The sequence below is a fragment of the Halodesulfovibrio aestuarii DSM 17919 = ATCC 29578 genome, from assembly GCF_000384815.1.
Classification (GTDB): domain Bacteria; phylum Desulfobacterota; class Desulfovibrionia; order Desulfovibrionales; family Desulfovibrionaceae; genus Halodesulfovibrio; species Halodesulfovibrio aestuarii.
Map to the genome: position 1 here is coordinate 97178 of NZ_ARQF01000016.1, position 15255 is coordinate 112432.

Annotated in this window: 7 protein-coding genes and 8 tRNA genes; 11 read left to right on the forward strand and 4 right to left on the reverse strand. The window is 45.7% G+C overall.

What is annotated here, in order from left to right:
• The first annotated feature begins 192 nt into the window (after positions 1-192).
• From F461_RS0101910 to F461_RS0101945, 8 genes are all read left to right on the forward strand, one after another.
• Positions 193-267: transfer RNA gene (locus F461_RS0101910), tRNA-Gly, on the forward strand.
• Between the two features lie 89 nt (positions 268-356).
• Positions 357-431, forward strand: a tRNA-Gly gene (locus F461_RS0101915).
• A gap of 91 nt (positions 432-522) precedes the next feature.
• Positions 523-597: transfer RNA gene (locus F461_RS0101920), tRNA-Gly, on the forward strand.
• Positions 598-643: 46 nt separating this feature from the next.
• Positions 644-718 (forward strand) — tRNA-Gly (locus F461_RS0101925).
• A gap of 24 nt (positions 719-742) precedes the next feature.
• Positions 743-817 (forward strand) — tRNA-Cys (locus F461_RS0101930).
• 7 nt (positions 818-824) lie between these two features.
• Positions 825-899, forward strand: a tRNA-Gly gene (locus tag F461_RS0101935).
• 25 nt (positions 900-924) lie between these two features.
• Positions 925-999: transfer RNA gene (locus F461_RS0101940), tRNA-Cys, on the forward strand.
• Positions 1000-1006: 7 nt separating this feature from the next.
• Positions 1007-1081 (forward strand) — tRNA-Gly (locus tag F461_RS0101945).
• 280 nt (positions 1082-1361) lie between these two features.
• On the opposite strand, the gene F461_RS0101950 is transcribed toward F461_RS0101945, so the two are convergent.
• Entirely contained in the window at positions 1362-3974 is a 2613-nt protein-coding gene (locus F461_RS0101950) for a tetratricopeptide repeat protein (protein ID WP_026364565.1), read from the reverse strand.
• A 33-nt stretch (positions 3975-4007) separates the two neighbouring features.
• Here F461_RS0101950 and F461_RS0101955 point away from each other — a divergent pair, with 33 nt between their 5' ends.
• A complete protein-coding gene (locus F461_RS0101955) occupies positions 4008-4370 on the forward strand; it encodes a molybdenum cofactor biosynthesis protein MoaE (RefSeq protein ID WP_019999473.1) in 363 nt (120 codons plus the stop codon).
• Positions 4371-4533: 163 nt separating this feature from the next.
• On the opposite strand, the gene treS is transcribed toward F461_RS0101955, so the two are convergent.
• From treS to F461_RS0101970, 3 genes are all read right to left on the reverse strand, one after another.
• Positions 4534-7866: a maltose alpha-D-glucosyltransferase gene (treS, locus tag F461_RS0101960; protein WP_019999474.1), complete on the reverse strand. Its 3333-nt coding sequence runs from the start codon at positions 7864-7866 to the stop codon at positions 4534-4536.
• A 258-nt stretch (positions 7867-8124) separates the two neighbouring features.
• Positions 8125-9486 carry a sodium-dependent transporter gene (locus tag F461_RS0101965; protein WP_019999475.1) on the reverse strand — a complete coding sequence of 454 codons (1362 nt, stop codon included), beginning with the start codon at positions 9484-9486 and terminating at the stop codon, positions 8125-8127.
• Positions 9487-10054: 568 nt separating this feature from the next.
• Positions 10055-11134 carry a DUF814 domain-containing protein gene (locus F461_RS0101970; protein WP_019999476.1) on the reverse strand — a complete coding sequence of 360 codons (1080 nt, stop codon included), beginning with the start codon at positions 11132-11134 and terminating at the stop codon, positions 10055-10057.
• 232 nt (positions 11135-11366) lie between these two features.
• On the opposite strand from F461_RS0101970, the gene recA reads away from it, so the two are divergent.
• Positions 11367-12446 carry a recombinase RecA gene (recA, locus tag F461_RS0101975; RefSeq protein ID WP_019999477.1) on the forward strand — a complete coding sequence of 360 codons (1080 nt, stop codon included), beginning with the start codon at positions 11367-11369 and terminating at the stop codon, positions 12444-12446.
• A 101-nt stretch (positions 12447-12547) separates the two neighbouring features.
• Positions 12548-15193 carry an alanine--tRNA ligase gene (gene alaS / locus F461_RS0101980; protein ID WP_019999478.1) on the forward strand — a complete coding sequence of 882 codons (2646 nt, stop codon included), beginning with the start codon at positions 12548-12550 and terminating at the stop codon, positions 15191-15193.
• The last annotated feature ends 62 nt before the right edge of the window (positions 15194-15255 follow it).

A 15255-nucleotide genomic window follows, 5' to 3' on the forward strand; every position in this document is an offset into this window, starting at 1 on the left:
CAAGCCGAACAGTTAATCCCATAAATTCGCTACAAGCCACACTCTCGACATAAAAACGCCTACCAACTTTCCGCAGCGCCTCTATGACATTGAGGCAGCAAAAAAAGAAAAAAATACCTTTTTTACTTGACCGGTTGGCAACCTCTGCGTATACACCTCCCCCGTTGGGGCGAATTAGTCCCTACGCAATGAGCGGGAATAACTCAGTGGTAGAGTACAACCTTGCCAAGGTTGGAGTCGCGAGTTCAAATCTCGTTTCCCGCTCCATTAAAAAAATAAGACGCAGTTAATTTAGGACTTGATTATCACAAGAAAGTCCCTTAAAAAGCTGACTGCATTGCTTAAAAGCAATACGAGCGGGAATAACTCAGTGGTAGAGTACAACCTTGCCAAGGTTGGAGTCGCGAGTTCAAATCTCGTTTCCCGCTCCACTTAAAAAAATAAAAAAGCAGTCTATTTTAGGCTTGATTATCACATCAAAGTTCCTTAAAAAGCTGACTGCATTGCTCATATGCAATATGAGCGGGAATAACTCAGTGGTAGAGTACAACCTTGCCAAGGTTGGAGTCGCGAGTTCAAATCTCGTTTCCCGCTCCATAAAATTTACTTTCGATACAGTTTACTATAGACTGTGCGAACACGAGCGGGAATAACTCAGTGGTAGAGTACAACCTTGCCAAGGTTGGAGTCGCGAGTTCAAATCTCGTTTCCCGCTCCATTAAAATTTATTTTTCTCTTTTGAGGCGACATAGCCAAGCGGTAAGGCAGAGGTCTGCAAAATCTCCATTCTCCGGTTCAAATCCGGATGTCGCCTCCACTCAAGAGCGGGAATAACTCAGTGGTAGAGTACAACCTTGCCAAGGTTGGAGTCGCGAGTTCAAATCTCGTTTCCCGCTCCATTAAAAATTTATTTTTCTCTTTTGAGGCGACATAGCCAAGCGGTAAGGCAGAGGTCTGCAAAATCTCCATTCTCCGGTTCAAATCCGGATGTCGCCTCCACTCAAAAGCGGGAATAACTCAGTGGTAGAGTACAACCTTGCCAAGGTTGGAGTCGCGAGTTCAAATCTCGTTTCCCGCTCCAAGTGCACTTTAAGCCAGTTCTTTGAACTGGCTTTTTTTTGCGTCCGGCAGCCTGTGCCAACAAGTCCTAGACGGTATCCTTGAAGCAATCACACGCCCCGCTCTGTTACTCGTTCTATAGCAGTGCGTTGACCACAGACTCACCTTCTATTTCTTTTTAAGAAACGTTCCGCACTCCCCTTTTCAAACAGCATATAAAAAAGCCCCCGCACAAACTATGCAGGGGCCTTTGGGTATTTTTATTTGTGCTATACGCTGCACAAAAAGCTTATAGAACTATATCACGCAACGCCACGCGCCTTATTAAAGTATTTTTCCCGAACCTTATCAAACACTATGACAGTGCGGATGCACGCCACTATAATGGCAAAGATTGAAAAACCTAAAATAAGCTGTTTCTGGATATCCCATTTCTCTTTAAACAACAGACCTGTTGCCCATTCCATGCCCGTCTGTTCGCCATAGAACATTGAAAGCGGTAATGCGACAACAACAATACACATAAAAGTCACTTCAACCCAGAAAAACGTACGAGACATAATCAGCATAAATAACGTTGAGTCTCGAACTACCTTTAAAAACTTCAAACGATTTTCAAGCTTTTCAAGGCGCTTTTCTTCTGTTTCTGCAACAGCCTGAGCTTTCTTAAAAATATCTGCAACTTGGAAATGGGTATTTAATGCCCACTTAATATTAGCGGCGCACACATTATAATTCTTATTGAACTCGACAAGCGCCCGCGGGAACGGGAACCATGCAGCTTCTTCCCGAATATAATTCAGGCGTTCTCTTTGTTCCTGAAATTTCTTTTTAAGTTCATTTGCTTCTTTTGTAATATACCTGTCCAGCTCTTTTGAAAGACTCCTGCAGCCATGAAGGATAACCATGAACGATACATAGTTTTTGATATCACTGGCTGCGGTCATCCTTTCAATCCGCTTCATGCACTTTGCAAAAAATGGACTCCCTTCATCAAACCACTCATGAACTTCTTTTTTCAGTCCTTCCAGCTTTTCAACAGCCTTTTCCACATGACTTTCCGCTTCTACCCAGGGTGCATACAACGCTGATAAAACCTGAATGTGTCCGCGCTCCATTTCCGGATCAATAAGCACTCTGTTAAAGTAGTGAGGAGTTTGCTCCACAAGAGAAATCAGGGAAGACATCGCCTGCTCTGCAAATCCGATTTTAACCTGACACACAGATTTGCGGTACTGTGCATCTTGCATTGTAGGGCACATACGCAGCACTCGGCTATACAGTTCAGAGGCTTGCTGGAACTGAGACGTAAACTCAAGCAAACGCGCCTGTAAAAAGACGCAGTACGCCTGCTTCAGCATCGGGCCGGAAAGAATCTCAGCCTCTTTCCACATCATCATGGCCTTATGGTAGTCACCCCGCTCCATGGCGACAAAACCGGCAAGCATTCGCGGCCTTGCATCACGCGGAGCGCGAATAGACAAGTTTGTAAGCTCCTTGTCCGCCACAAGCAAATCACCGGCAAGCACATAAGAAAGAGCACTCCAGACAGGGTTGTCATCACGTGGCACAACTTCGTCCAGCCCTTTCGCAAAATCTTTGCCACGGCAAACCCACATATGCTGCATCATACGCAACTGCGAAATCTGGTTCACACCATAAACTGCATTCAGCAGAGTGCCCTCATGTCCTTTTGAGGTCTGGATGTCATTCAGCGTTGAGGGATCCTCGACATTTACCTTTGACTCAATAACTTCAAAAGCTTTGTTAAACTCCTCAAAATTTAACTTTGCAAGCTCATTCCATACCTTTGAAGTTAATTGAGTCAAAAAACGAGTCGGACACTGATGAGAAGGATGCGAACGCATGCCGCAATAGAAACAATGGTCGTGACTACCGGCAATAAGGTGTTTGGAAATCTGCACCGGAAGCATGCCGCTTTCTTCAGAATGATTAGCGGCGCGTGTTACTTTACACCAATCATCAACACTGCTTGCATCCAATGAGAAGTTAACGTCATGCACTTCAAAAGAACGTCCGAGCAAGTAACCGGAACGAAAGCTCATATGTGGAAAATCCGGAACCAGCTGATTCCAGTCCAGCGCCATTTTCTTCGGCAAATCAGGGTTAAAATTCAACCCGCGCTTATTCGTCACGGCTACAACGGCAGGCCAGTATGCCTCACGGTTGTCCGCCTTAAGATTATCCACAAGCACCAGATGTTCGCGTGTCCACTGACGAAGCATCTGCAAGTTTTCCAATTGAAAAACTAAGTAGCTATCCTGAACAAGAAATTTAATTTTCAGTCTTTCAAAAAGCTTTTTTATTTCAAGAGCGTATTGACGCCAGCCTTCAAGAAAATTCTTTTCCATAGAATTGCCAAGCGGCTTAATGACGCCATACCACCCCAGTGAAGACTGATACGGAAGGCGCGGGTCAACCATCAAGGATGCCCATTCAACAGAAGCCAGACCGGAGCGCGTACCTTCCGGCTTAAAGGTCAGTCCCGGAAGACCTCTCCCTTCACCACGGATCTTGGGATGCACAAAAATCTGACAAGTGTCAGGGACGATAACTGACTGCGCCATTAATGATGGCTCAACAGAACACGAAATTTCACGCTTAGGGCTGAACAGCAGTTTTGCCGGAAACAGCTGGGCGTAAAGCTGCAAGGTATTAAATTTAGCCCAAACACTTAATCTGGCTGCCGCCAAAAATACATCAGGACTAAAAAAGAACCATAACGCTTGATCTCTATCAACTTCTACCTGCAATCCTCCGTAGTCTTGCAATGTCTGCACGACTGCCGGATTGAGTTCTCCATTCCAGCTGATCCACATTCCGTAGCCGGAGGCTACCATTCGTGATTCCTGGAACATCGGAAGTTTGTTGAGCAAGTTTGATAAATGAGGCATATTTACCTTTCACCATTACTTTTGGGAGGACTTATGGACATTACCAGAACTCTGGCTGAACTGAAAAAAGACCCGGGTTTTGCCGAAAATGTCGGCATGACACTTATTCATAACGGCACAGTGCGTGGTTGGTCTCGCAAGGACCGACGAGAAGTTAAAGCTATTCGCATCCGTCATGATTACGAAAAAATTGAAAGCATTCGCAAAGAGCTTGAACAAAGCGAAGGTATTTACCGCATTATTACCGAAGCATATGAAGGAGACTTCAAGCCCGGTGACGATGTGATGTACCTTATTGTTGCAGGTGACATTCGTGAAAATGTAAAAGCAACTCTTGCTGAACTGCTTGACAGAATCAAGTCTGAAGCGGTCACTAAAGAAGAAATTTTTGCCTAACTTATGATCGGCTTTTTTTTGATTTTCTCTAGGATCTGCCTAATTCTGATCAAAAAAATGACACTTTTTTCCGGAAGCATCACTCGCTAAGTAATTTGCAATATTTATTCCAACTAAAAAGAGCCTACATGAAGTATGCAGGCTCTTTTTTCTGGTTTCATGTCTAGTTCCGATCACAGGCAGTTCGGGATTGCGGGCAATGAATATTCAAAGCGCTTTTTACTACAACTTCAAAATCTACCGGATTCATTGACTCAAAGTACCTAAGATCAATAAATTTTCTTTGCAGACAAAAAACATCCAGCATACAGCGCAAAGCAGAAGGATCCCGTGGAAGCAGCTTGCTGCCCTCAACTGTCTCAGCGTAGCTGCGAAGGAGCACCCCGCCTGCATTTCTGCGCCATACTTCAGCCCATCTTTCAAGTTTATTCTTATCCTCAGGGCGAATAACAGAAGTGTGATGCAACACTTCTAATGCCGTATTCTGCAATGAATCCAGCAAGTCTACAACGTCACGCAAGGCACTGTCTTTTAATCTACGTGCAGTAAATGAACGATATTTATGCCCTTCAAAATTGACGAAAAGAAAATCTTTCCCGGTATAAAATACCCTGCGAAGGTACAGGTTGCCATGCAATCTAATTTTATGACAGTCGTACTGATATTCAAGAAATTCCTTCACATCATCCAACATCGCATGCTTACGTTCCAGTAACAAATCAACATGTGGAATAATGTCACTATGCAATCCCCCCCTGTTCCGCTTCAGTCTGTCCATAGTGCGTTTCACGACACTCTGTACACTCTGATACACAGAACGAGCATACAACTTCGAGTAAGGTTCCGGAACAAAATCCTTGCCCGTTTTAGGTCGGGCCAAAGCAAGATGCATTTCTCCCAGCCGTTTTCCCAACAGCGTAAAGACTGTAATATCTGCATCTGTTAACACTTCTGCATTATTTAAATCAGGCCGTTCGAAGGCAATTTCAAAAACATCTGCATCAAGTTCCGCAGGTGATTTTTCAACAGTACTATCAAGAGCAAGTCTTCCCTCATAGAAGCGTGTAATACTATCAAGAACCATCTGCCGTAAGTCGGATTCACAATGTGTATATTGGCTATATGCCCCTACATAGTGCTCGTCTCCACGTTCACAAACATACTTAACAGCACCAAAATAGCGGGGAACATTAGGAAAATCACACGTTACAGACAGATGCTCCAACATCTCAGCATCCGGATTAATACCGTCACTCAGCCTGCGGTACATACGGAAAAACAGGTCATTACCGCAGACAACAGCACTTGATTCAGGAAAATCTATCCACCAGCCAACACAATTATGAAAAACCGGAAGTCTGCGTCTGTCTTGAACAACGGAAAATACACCATTTCTGCCGGAAACAGATTTCACCTGCTTATACAGTTGGATAAAAGAATCACAACTCCAGCCTTCAATAAAGCCTTCGACCAGAACAGAGTTATCTATTCCACCTTCAATTGTGCAAATCAATTCAGGAGTGCGTACTGTTATTAAATCCGCAGCAACGACTCCCTCCAGCTTACTTACAAACAACGTATATAATTCTGACGGTTGTTGCATGAAGCGGACTTCAACCACAAGAAGCCAGCACTGCTGCATTTCGCTACCAAACGGTATAGCCTCGCGAATTGATATCTCCCGCAATATTGCTTTGCTTGTCAGCAGCTTATTACGGCGTATGAAGTAAGCCGGAAGCACACCTTCCAACCCGCGTCTAAACTCAGCATCAAACATATTAACGGTAGAAGAAGAAACAATCGCCGGTATTTCTTCAGAACGGGCTACCACTTCAGCAACATTCCGCTGCAGTGCAAACATAAAGTAGCCATGCGGGTTAAGAGTCAACTCGTACATAGCTATTCGAACCATAGGAAACTTGGTATGCGACATAAGTTCGACAGGTTCACACCCTTCGAAGCCTGTCAAATCCAGCGAGGCAGCTTGCGGGAAACGTGATAAGTTACAGACGATTAAAATAGTTTCGTCGCCATACGTACGAATAAATGCCAATACCCTGTGGTTGTCCGGCATAAGAAACGATATTTCACCCCGTGCAAAGGCAGAATGCTTCTTACGCATCGCAATCATATCTTTCATCCACCAGAACAGAGACGATTTGTTACTCTGCGCCGTTTCCACATTTACAGCTTCATAGTGATATTCAGGATCAATAATAACAGGGAGATATAAGCTCTGAGGGTTTGACCGGGAAAATCCTGCATTTCTGTCAGCGCTCCACTGCATCGGCGTACGAACTCCGTCCCTGTCACCAAGATAGTAGTTATCTCCCATACATATTTCATCACCATAATACAGTACCGGAGTGCCCGGCATAGAAAACAGCAAGACGTTCATCAATTCTATCTTACGCCGGTCATTGCCAAGCAATGGAGCAAGTCTGCGCCGGATGCCTAAATTAATTCGGCTCTTAGGGTCACGGGCGTACATTCTATACATATAGTCCCGTTCTTCATCCGTAACCATCTCAAGCGTCAACTCATCATGGTTACGTAAAAAAATCGCCCACTGTGCATTTTCAGGAATAGTCGGAGTCTGTTCCAGAATATCGAGAATCGGGTACCTGTCTTCCATCTCGAGTGCCATAAACATCCGCGGCATCAGTGGGAAATGAAAAGACATGTGACAAGCATCGCCGTCGCCAAAATATTCAGAGGCATCTTCCGGCCACTGGTTTGCTTCAGCAAGCAGCATACGCCCTGCGTACCTGCTATCAAGTCGCGAACGGAGTTTTTTTAGAAAAGCAAATGTGTCAGGAAGATTTTCACAATTCGTTCCTTCTTTTTCATATAGATATGGTACCGCATCCAGCCGTACGCCATCCACCCCCATCCTGAACCAGAAATCAAACACCTTGAACATCGCCTTATGCACCTGCGGATTCTCATAGTTCAAATCCGGCTGATGATGGTAAAAGCGGTGCCAGTAGTACGCCTTTGCAAGAGGGTCCCAACTCCAGTTGGACGGCTCGAAATCTTTAAAAATAATTCGTGCTTCTTTGTATTTATCCGGCGTATCGCTCCAGACGTAAAAATCTCTATGCACAGAACCGGCAGGGGCAAGACGCGCACGCTTAAACCATTCATGCTGGTCTGAAGTATGATTTAACACAAGCTCAATAATAATTTTTAAATTACGCTTATGTGCCTCGCGGATAAGCTTTTTTAAATCCTGAATTGTCCCATAGTCAGGATTAACATTCATATAATCCTGAATATCATACCCGTCGTCCCGCAGCGGCGACGGATAAAACGGCAGCAGCCACACGGCAGTAATGCCCAGCTCCTGCAAGTAATCAAGCTTTTCAATTACGCCTTTAATATCCCCTTTGCCACTCCCTGTGGAATCGTTAAACGATTTAATATGTAATTCATAAATAATCGCATCCTTGTACCACGTAGCATTGTCGGCGTCTGAAACTTTTTTTTTCGTCATACAACGTCCTAGGAGTTGAATAGTCGAGAAGCACTTAACCATACCAAGGACTCACTAAGGTTGAAATGCGATTATTTAATATAAGCGAATTTTGTAATGTCTCCATCCTGTATAAAACGAGTCTGCTGCGGCTTCTCTCATGAACGTTAACAAATAAAAAAAGGCTGTCCCCCATTCGAAGGACAGCCTTTTTATTGACAAAAGATAGTGAAGTATAAGCCGCTACGTTACAAAGGCAACGGTTAAACCACACTCAATTTAGAATGCGCCAAGACCTTTAAGAAGCACGATAAACACAAGGATTGGGGTAATCCACTTAACGAGGAAGAACCACATTTTCAAAATGCCTTCGTTGGTGAGTGTACCACCGTTAGTAAGGCATTCTTTAGAACGTTCCCAACCCCAGACCCAACCTACGAACAGACAGATAAATGCACCGCCACAAGGAAGGAGAATGTTAGAGCTGAGGAAGTCGTACATGTCAAAAAAGTTTTTACCGAAGACTGTCACATCTGAAAGCACGTTGAACGACAATGTTGCCGGTACACCACACAGTCCGATACCGAGAGCAACAATAATAGTTGCTGTCTTACGGTTACAGGCCGGGATGGCTTCAATAAGGAATGCAACAGGCACTTCAAACAGGGAACACATAGCACCGATGGTAGCTACGGAGGTGAGCACGAAGAACAGGGTCATAAAAAGCTGACCGGCAGGAAGTGCGCTGAACACTGCAGGCATAGTCATGAAGAGCAGACCGGGACCAGCGGTAGGCGTCAGACCGTAGTTAAATACGGCAGGGAAAATAGCAATACCTGCAAGCATAGATACGGTAAGGTCAGCGAGCATTACACGCAGAGTTGTTTTAGGAATATCTGCTTCTTCAAGGAAATAGCTGCCATAGGTCATCATAGTACCCATACCAAGAGAAAGCTTAAAGAAAGCAAGTCCCATAGCATTAAGTACTACAGCCACTGTTACTTTGGAGAAATCCGGAGCAAACAGGAACGCAAGTCCCTCACCGGCTTTTGGCAGCATTAGGGAACGTACGCAGATTGCGCACAGCATAAGGAACAAAACAGGCATAAGAATTTTAGTGGTTTTTTCAATTCCTTTTGCTACACCTGCGATAAGGATAAGAGCAACAAGGGCAAGGACAAACCACTGCCATGCCAAAGCACCTACCGGATCTGATACCATAGAGCCGAAAGCAGCTTCGCCGATAGATTTATCAAGGCCGTTAAGCTGACCGGATGCCGCCTTAACTACAAAGGCAAAAACCCAGCCTGCCACGTCTGTGTAGAAAGCCATAATACAGAACGCAGCCAAAACACCGCCACACCCGACAATAAACCACGGGGAGCCGGGAGCAATTTTATGCCATGTACCAATTGCGTTTTTACGCGCCTTACGGCCGAGCATAATTTCGCCGATCATTACAGGAAGGCCAACAACGAGAGTGGCAAGCAAATATACTATAAGAAAGGCAGCACCACCGCCCTCACCTGTCATGTACGGAAATTTCCAAATGTTACCTAGTCCAACAGCCGATCCCAATGTCGCGGTAAGGACACCAAGAGCAGTGGCGAATCCTTCACGATTGTTCACAGGAGACGTCATTTTCCACCTCAACGAGTTTTACGGTTTTGTTATTGTCGTCCCCCTTGTAGTTCGCAACGGCAAGGCATTCAAGTTTTTTTGATCATAATCATCATTCCAATTTGTCATACCCCTGCTCCCAACTCAGGAACCATAGAAATACTTTGCGTATTTCCAACAGAGAGCAACACATTTACTGCATATCTTCATCGTGAACTGCGTTCATTCTATAGAAAGAATACAAAAAAACTGTTGAACAGGAAGAATAACCACTGAAAAGATAAATATCATCCTTTATTTTTTCCATTTGAACAAAAAAAGACATTAACATAGTAAGTTTTGCAGTTTTTTATATTTTTTCAAATAAACAAAAAAAAGAGAGCTCTTCCACAGTTGTGAAAGAACTCTCTAATATTAGCCCGGATTGACCGTTACCGGTGAGACCTTGCAAAATCCTTTAATTAAAGGATATGGCAGCCGCCGTCAGGAGCAACTCAATCCCCTTTGGTGACAACGGCAAGGTGCCTGTATTTGATAGTATTGATTCTGCCTACGTATCAACGGCTGACGAATCATCCAGGAAATTCTATTATTTCGCGCGGGCACGAGCCTCGTCGCGTATTTCTTCTTTTGCATCAGGCCAAAGCCATTCAGCCCAGCCCATTGGTGTTTCTCGCGTTGGAGTAACAGTAAGGATACGTTCTACTTCGTTCTCCTTACTTATAGTTACTACACTCACTTCAATTGGAACACCAGCTTTTTTTGCTTTTGGAGAATAAGAAGCTGCCCATGCTGCTGCATCCGCAATTGCTTCTTCAGACCAAGGAGCGCCTTCAAACTGGCGGCCGATGGAGATTGGCCCCGGATAGTCCACGACTTTAAAAACGAGGTCTGTATCTAACTTTATCTTAAGAAGTGACTCGTTGTCCATCTGGTTTCTGCCGACAGCCATCCAATGTGCACCGGACCAGTACTGACGCCCTATATTTGACAACTTAAAGTCTGCAACGGATGGCGTTGGGGAAAACTTAAGGACAGGCCAGTAACGGCGTCCGTTTTCACGCTCTGTCAGATTACAGCCGCCCCCCGGAGAAGGTATTTCTGTAAATCCATAATGTTCTGCAAGCCTTAATTGTTCCTTGCGGCCACGGCCGGATAGACCAAGCAGCTTATCACGCTGAACAAGTCCCGATTCTTCCATCGGAGTAGGACTCAGGCACAGGGCGCATAAAGGACGAAGCAGTACGGACTGCACGTCTGCATCACGCTTAATTACATTAAGAGTATCTCTGCGCTGCGACATCGGACGCTGCCCGATAACCTCACCGGAGATAATAAACTTGGCACCGTATTTCCCCATCAGTTCATGAGCTTTTCTGAGCATGAGGATTTTGCAGTCAACACAGGGGTTCAATGTTTTACCAAACCCGTGTACTGGGCGTTCCACCATCATACGGACAAACTCTTCCGACACATCAACAGCGTCGATTTCCATTCCGTATAATTTTTCCCAGCGACGCACTAAGTGCGGTTTACCAAAAAATGGGGTTACAAAATGCAACCCTTTTACCCTAAGCCCCTGATCCTGTATAACCTTTACAGCGAGCAGAGAATCCAGTCCGCCGGACAATAGTGCCACGGCGTCATATTGCTTCGTTACCTTTTCCATGCACGGCAAATAAGGCTCATTACATATAAAAGCAAGACTAGTTTTCCCCTGCTGACGCTATTCTCCTGAATTCATGAATAAAGATTTTCGGGCACATTTTTTTTTGATACTCATATTTGCACGATGTACATAACTTACGTTGCACATTTTGGAGATTGCCCCTGCCTCAGCGATTTGCTATTCACGATGAACACTCCCCAAACAACACTTTCCGCACGGAGATTTTAAAACAATGGCTACTAAATCTGCAATGAGCCCGGATGACATGCGTCGTGAGGCTCTTACTACAGCAATGAGCACTATTCAGCGAAAGTACGGACAAGGTTCCGTTATGAGGCTGAACGACGATGCACATGTCGCAATTCCTGTTATCCCTAGCGGCTCTATTTCACTTGATCTCGCGTTAGGCATCGGTGGTATTCCTAAAGGCCGTGTTACTGAAATCTACGGCCCTGAATCTTCCGGTAAAACAACTCTGGCACTGCATGCCATTGCACAGTGCCAGAAGCAGGGCGGAACTGCGGCATTTATTGATGCTGAACATGCACTTGACCCGACATATGCACGCCGTCTTGGCGTAGATACCGAGGCACTCCTTATTTCCCAGCCGGACTACGGCGAGCAGGCTCTTGATATTGCAGATATGCTTGTTCGTTCCGGCGCTGTTGATATTATCGTTATCGACTCCGTTGCGGCTCTTATTCCGCAGGCTGAACTGGAAGGTAACATGGGCGAAACACAGGTCGGCAGTCAGGCCCGCCTTATGTCTCATGCACTCCGTAAACTTACCGGCACCATCCATAAATCTAACGTAAGTGTTATCTTTATTAACCAGATCCGTATGAAGATTGGCACAATGGGCTACGGTAACCCAGAAACCACCACAGGTGGTAACGCTCTTAAATTTTACTCATCTATCCGTATTGATGTGCGTCGAATCCAGTCTCTTAAAGATAAAGAAGAAGTTTTCGGCAACCGTACTCGCGCAAAAATCGTAAAAAATAAGGTTGCGCCACCTTTCCGTGAAGCTTTATTCGACATTTTATACGGAACAGGCATATCCCGCACTGGTGAATTGATCGATCTTGGTGTAGAACACGGAATAGTAGATAAAAGTGGTGCCTGGTACGCGTTTGGCTCTGAAAGATTAGGTCAGGGTAAAGAAAATGTTCGAGCCTTCCTGGGCGAAAACGACGCGATCAGAGACCAGATTGAAAAAAAATTACTTACACATCTGGGCGTAATTGAGGAAGAAGCCGTGGAAGCACAGCCGAAAGAGGCTGCTGCCCCTAAAAAATCTTCCAAGCAATAGCACCGCTTCTCATATTCGAGAATAAAGTACGCCGCCCTGAAATCAGGGCGGCGTTTCTTTTAACAATAAGCCGTTAATGTTTTTCTAAGGGAGACAACGCTGTGATTACCGCAAACGAAATTCGGGAAAAGTTTCTCAAATTTTTCGAGGAAAGAGGACATGAAATTGTATCTTCTTCATCTCTCATTCCTGCCGATGACCCTACTCTGCTCTTCACCAACGCAGGCATGGTTCAGTTTAAAAAAACATTCCTCGGTCAGGAAAAACGAGCATATGTACGCGCCACCACCTCCCAGAAGTGCCTGCGCGTAGGCGGCAAACACAACGACCTTGAAAACGTTGGCCGTACCGCACGCCACCACACATTCTTTGAAATGCTCGGCAACTTCAGCTTTGGCGATTACTTCAAAAAAGATGCTATCCGCTACGCATGGGAATTTATTACCGAAGAACTCGGCCTTCCAAAAGACAAGCTTTACATCACTATCTACAACGATGATGACGAAGCAAAAGAATTATGGATGTCCGAAGCAGGCGTGCCGGAAGAAAGAATTTTCCGTCTCGGTGAAAAGGACAACTTCTGGTCTATGGGTGACACCGGCCCTTGCGGTCCGTGTACCGAAATCCATATAGATCAGGGTGAACACATGACCTGCGGCCCTGACTGCGGCATCGGCAAATGTGATTGCGACCGTTTCCTCGAAATCTGGAACCTCGTATTCATGCAGTTCAATCAGGATGAACAAGGCGTTCGCACCCCGCTTCCTAAACCGAATATCGATACAGGAATGGGCCTTGAACGTATCGCAGCAGTCTGTCAGGGCGTATACTCCAACTACGATACAGACCTTTTCCTCGAATTTATCAACTTTACTGCCGACCTTGCAGGTGTAACCTACAAGAAAGACGGTGATGACGTAGACACTGCTCTTCGCGTTATTGCTGACCACAGTCGTGCAATCGCATTCATGATCAGCGACGGCATTCTTCCTTCCAACGAAGGCCGCGGATACGTCCTGCGTCGTCTTATCCGCCGTGCGTACCGCTTTGGTCGCCTGATGGGTCTCTCCGGATGCTACATCCACAAATCCGTTGCCAAGGTAGTGGAAGTTATGGGCGACCAATACCCAGAACTTCGCGAAAACGCAGATTTTATGGATCGCGTTGTTGTTATGGAAGAAGAAGGCTTCAACAAAACGTTGGATAAAGGTCTTGCTCTTCTGGAAGACGAACTCCTCGCTGTTGAAAACACTTCCGATAAAACGCTTAAAGGCGAAACAGTATTTAAGCTGTATGACACCTTCGGCTTCCCTATCGATATCGTCAACGACATCGCTGAAAAACGCGGTATTGCTGTTGATGAAGAAGGCTTCAATGAGTTCATGGCTGAGCAAAAAAAACGTGCAAAAGCTGCATGGAAAGGCGCTGCAGGTGATACACTTTCCGCTCGCTTCCAGTCTCTTCTCGAAGAAGGACTTCGTAGCGAATTTGTAGGCTACAACACCCTCGGCACAGAAAGCCGTGTTGCAGTCCTCATGAACGAAGAAGCTGAAAAAGTGGATTCCCTTACTGCTGGCCAGAAAGGCTACATTGTAACTGGTAAAACACCATTCTACGGAGAATCCGGCGGTCAGTCCGGAGACCACGGAATAATCTCTGCTGATTCCGGTAAAGCTGCGGTTCTGGATACTCTGAAACCGAACACTGAACTTACCGTGCATCATATTCAAATTTCTGAAGGCACCATCCGTAATGAACAGGCTGTGAACATGCAGGTAAGCGAAAAACTTCGCCTTGCTTCTGCGCGTAACCACACCTGTACTCACCTGCTCCACGCTGCACTCCGCCGCGTACTCGGTGACCACGTAAAACAGTCCGGTTCTCTGGTAACTCCAGACCGTCTGCGTTTCGACTTCACCCACATCGCAGCTATTACTCCGGAAGAAATTAAAGCGATTGAGCTGGATGTTAACGCTGCAATTATGGCAAATATTCCTCTCGATGTTGCTGAAATGGAATACGATAAGGCTGTTGAAAAAGGCGCAATGGCTCTCTTCGGTGAGAAATATGCCAATCAGGTCCGCGTTGTTGCTATCGGTGACAACTCTGTTGAACTTTGTGGCGGTACTCACCTTTCTGCAACAGGTCAGGCCGGCTCCTTCTTCATTCTTTCCGATAGCGGCGTTGCAGCCGGTATCCGTCGTATTGAAGCAGCAACCGGCTTTAACGCACTCAACCTCTCCCTTGCCAACCGTGAAGAACTGCAGGAAATTGCAGGTCTTGTTAAAGGTAAAGCGGGAGACGTTGTCAACCGCGTTAAAGGCTTGCAGCAAGAAAATCGCTCATTGCGCAAGGACATGGAAAAGCTTGCAGCAAAAGCAGCGTCCAGCCAGGGTGGCGACCTCATGTCCAACGTTACCGACGTTGACGGTGTAAAAGTTCTCGCAGCCCGTGTGGACGTTCCTAACGTAAAAGCACTGCGTGATATTATGGACGACATCCGTTCCAAACTCGGTTCCGGCATCGCTTGCCTTGCCAGTGCTGACAGTGAAGGCAAGGTAACCCTGCTTGTAGCTGTGACAAAGGATCTCAACGAAAAATTCAAAGCAGGTCAGCTCATCGGTCAAATTGCCGGTGAAGTTGGCGGTAAAGGCGGCGGCCGCCCTGACATGGCTCAGGCTGGCGGTAACAATGCTGACGGTATCAGCGCTGCCTTTGACAAGCTCAAAGATCTCATTAAAGGCTAATCTGCTCTATTCCTTAATACAAAGCCCATGCACTACCGTGCATGGGCTTTTTTGTTATGCAA

Coding starts and splice junctions, on each gene's coding strand:
- F461_RS0101950 (WP_026364565.1), bottom strand. CDS start 3,974: ATGCCTCATTTATCAAACTTGCTCAACAAACTTCCGATGTTCCAGGAA.
- recA (WP_019999477.1), top strand. CDS start 11,367: ATGGCTACTAAATCTGCAATGAGCCCGGATGACATGCGTCGTGAGGCT.
- F461_RS0101965 (WP_019999475.1), bottom strand. CDS start 9,486: ATGACGTCTCCTGTGAACAATCGTGAAGGATTCGCCACTGCTCTTGGT.
- F461_RS0101970 (WP_019999476.1), bottom strand. CDS start 11,134: ATGGAAAAGGTAACGAAGCAATATGACGCCGTGGCACTATTGTCCGGC.
- F461_RS0101955 (WP_019999473.1), top strand. CDS start 4,008: ATGGACATTACCAGAACTCTGGCTGAACTGAAAAAAGACCCGGGTTTT.
- treS (WP_019999474.1), bottom strand. CDS start 7,866: ATGACGAAAAAAAAAGTTTCAGACGCCGACAATGCTACGTGGTACAAG.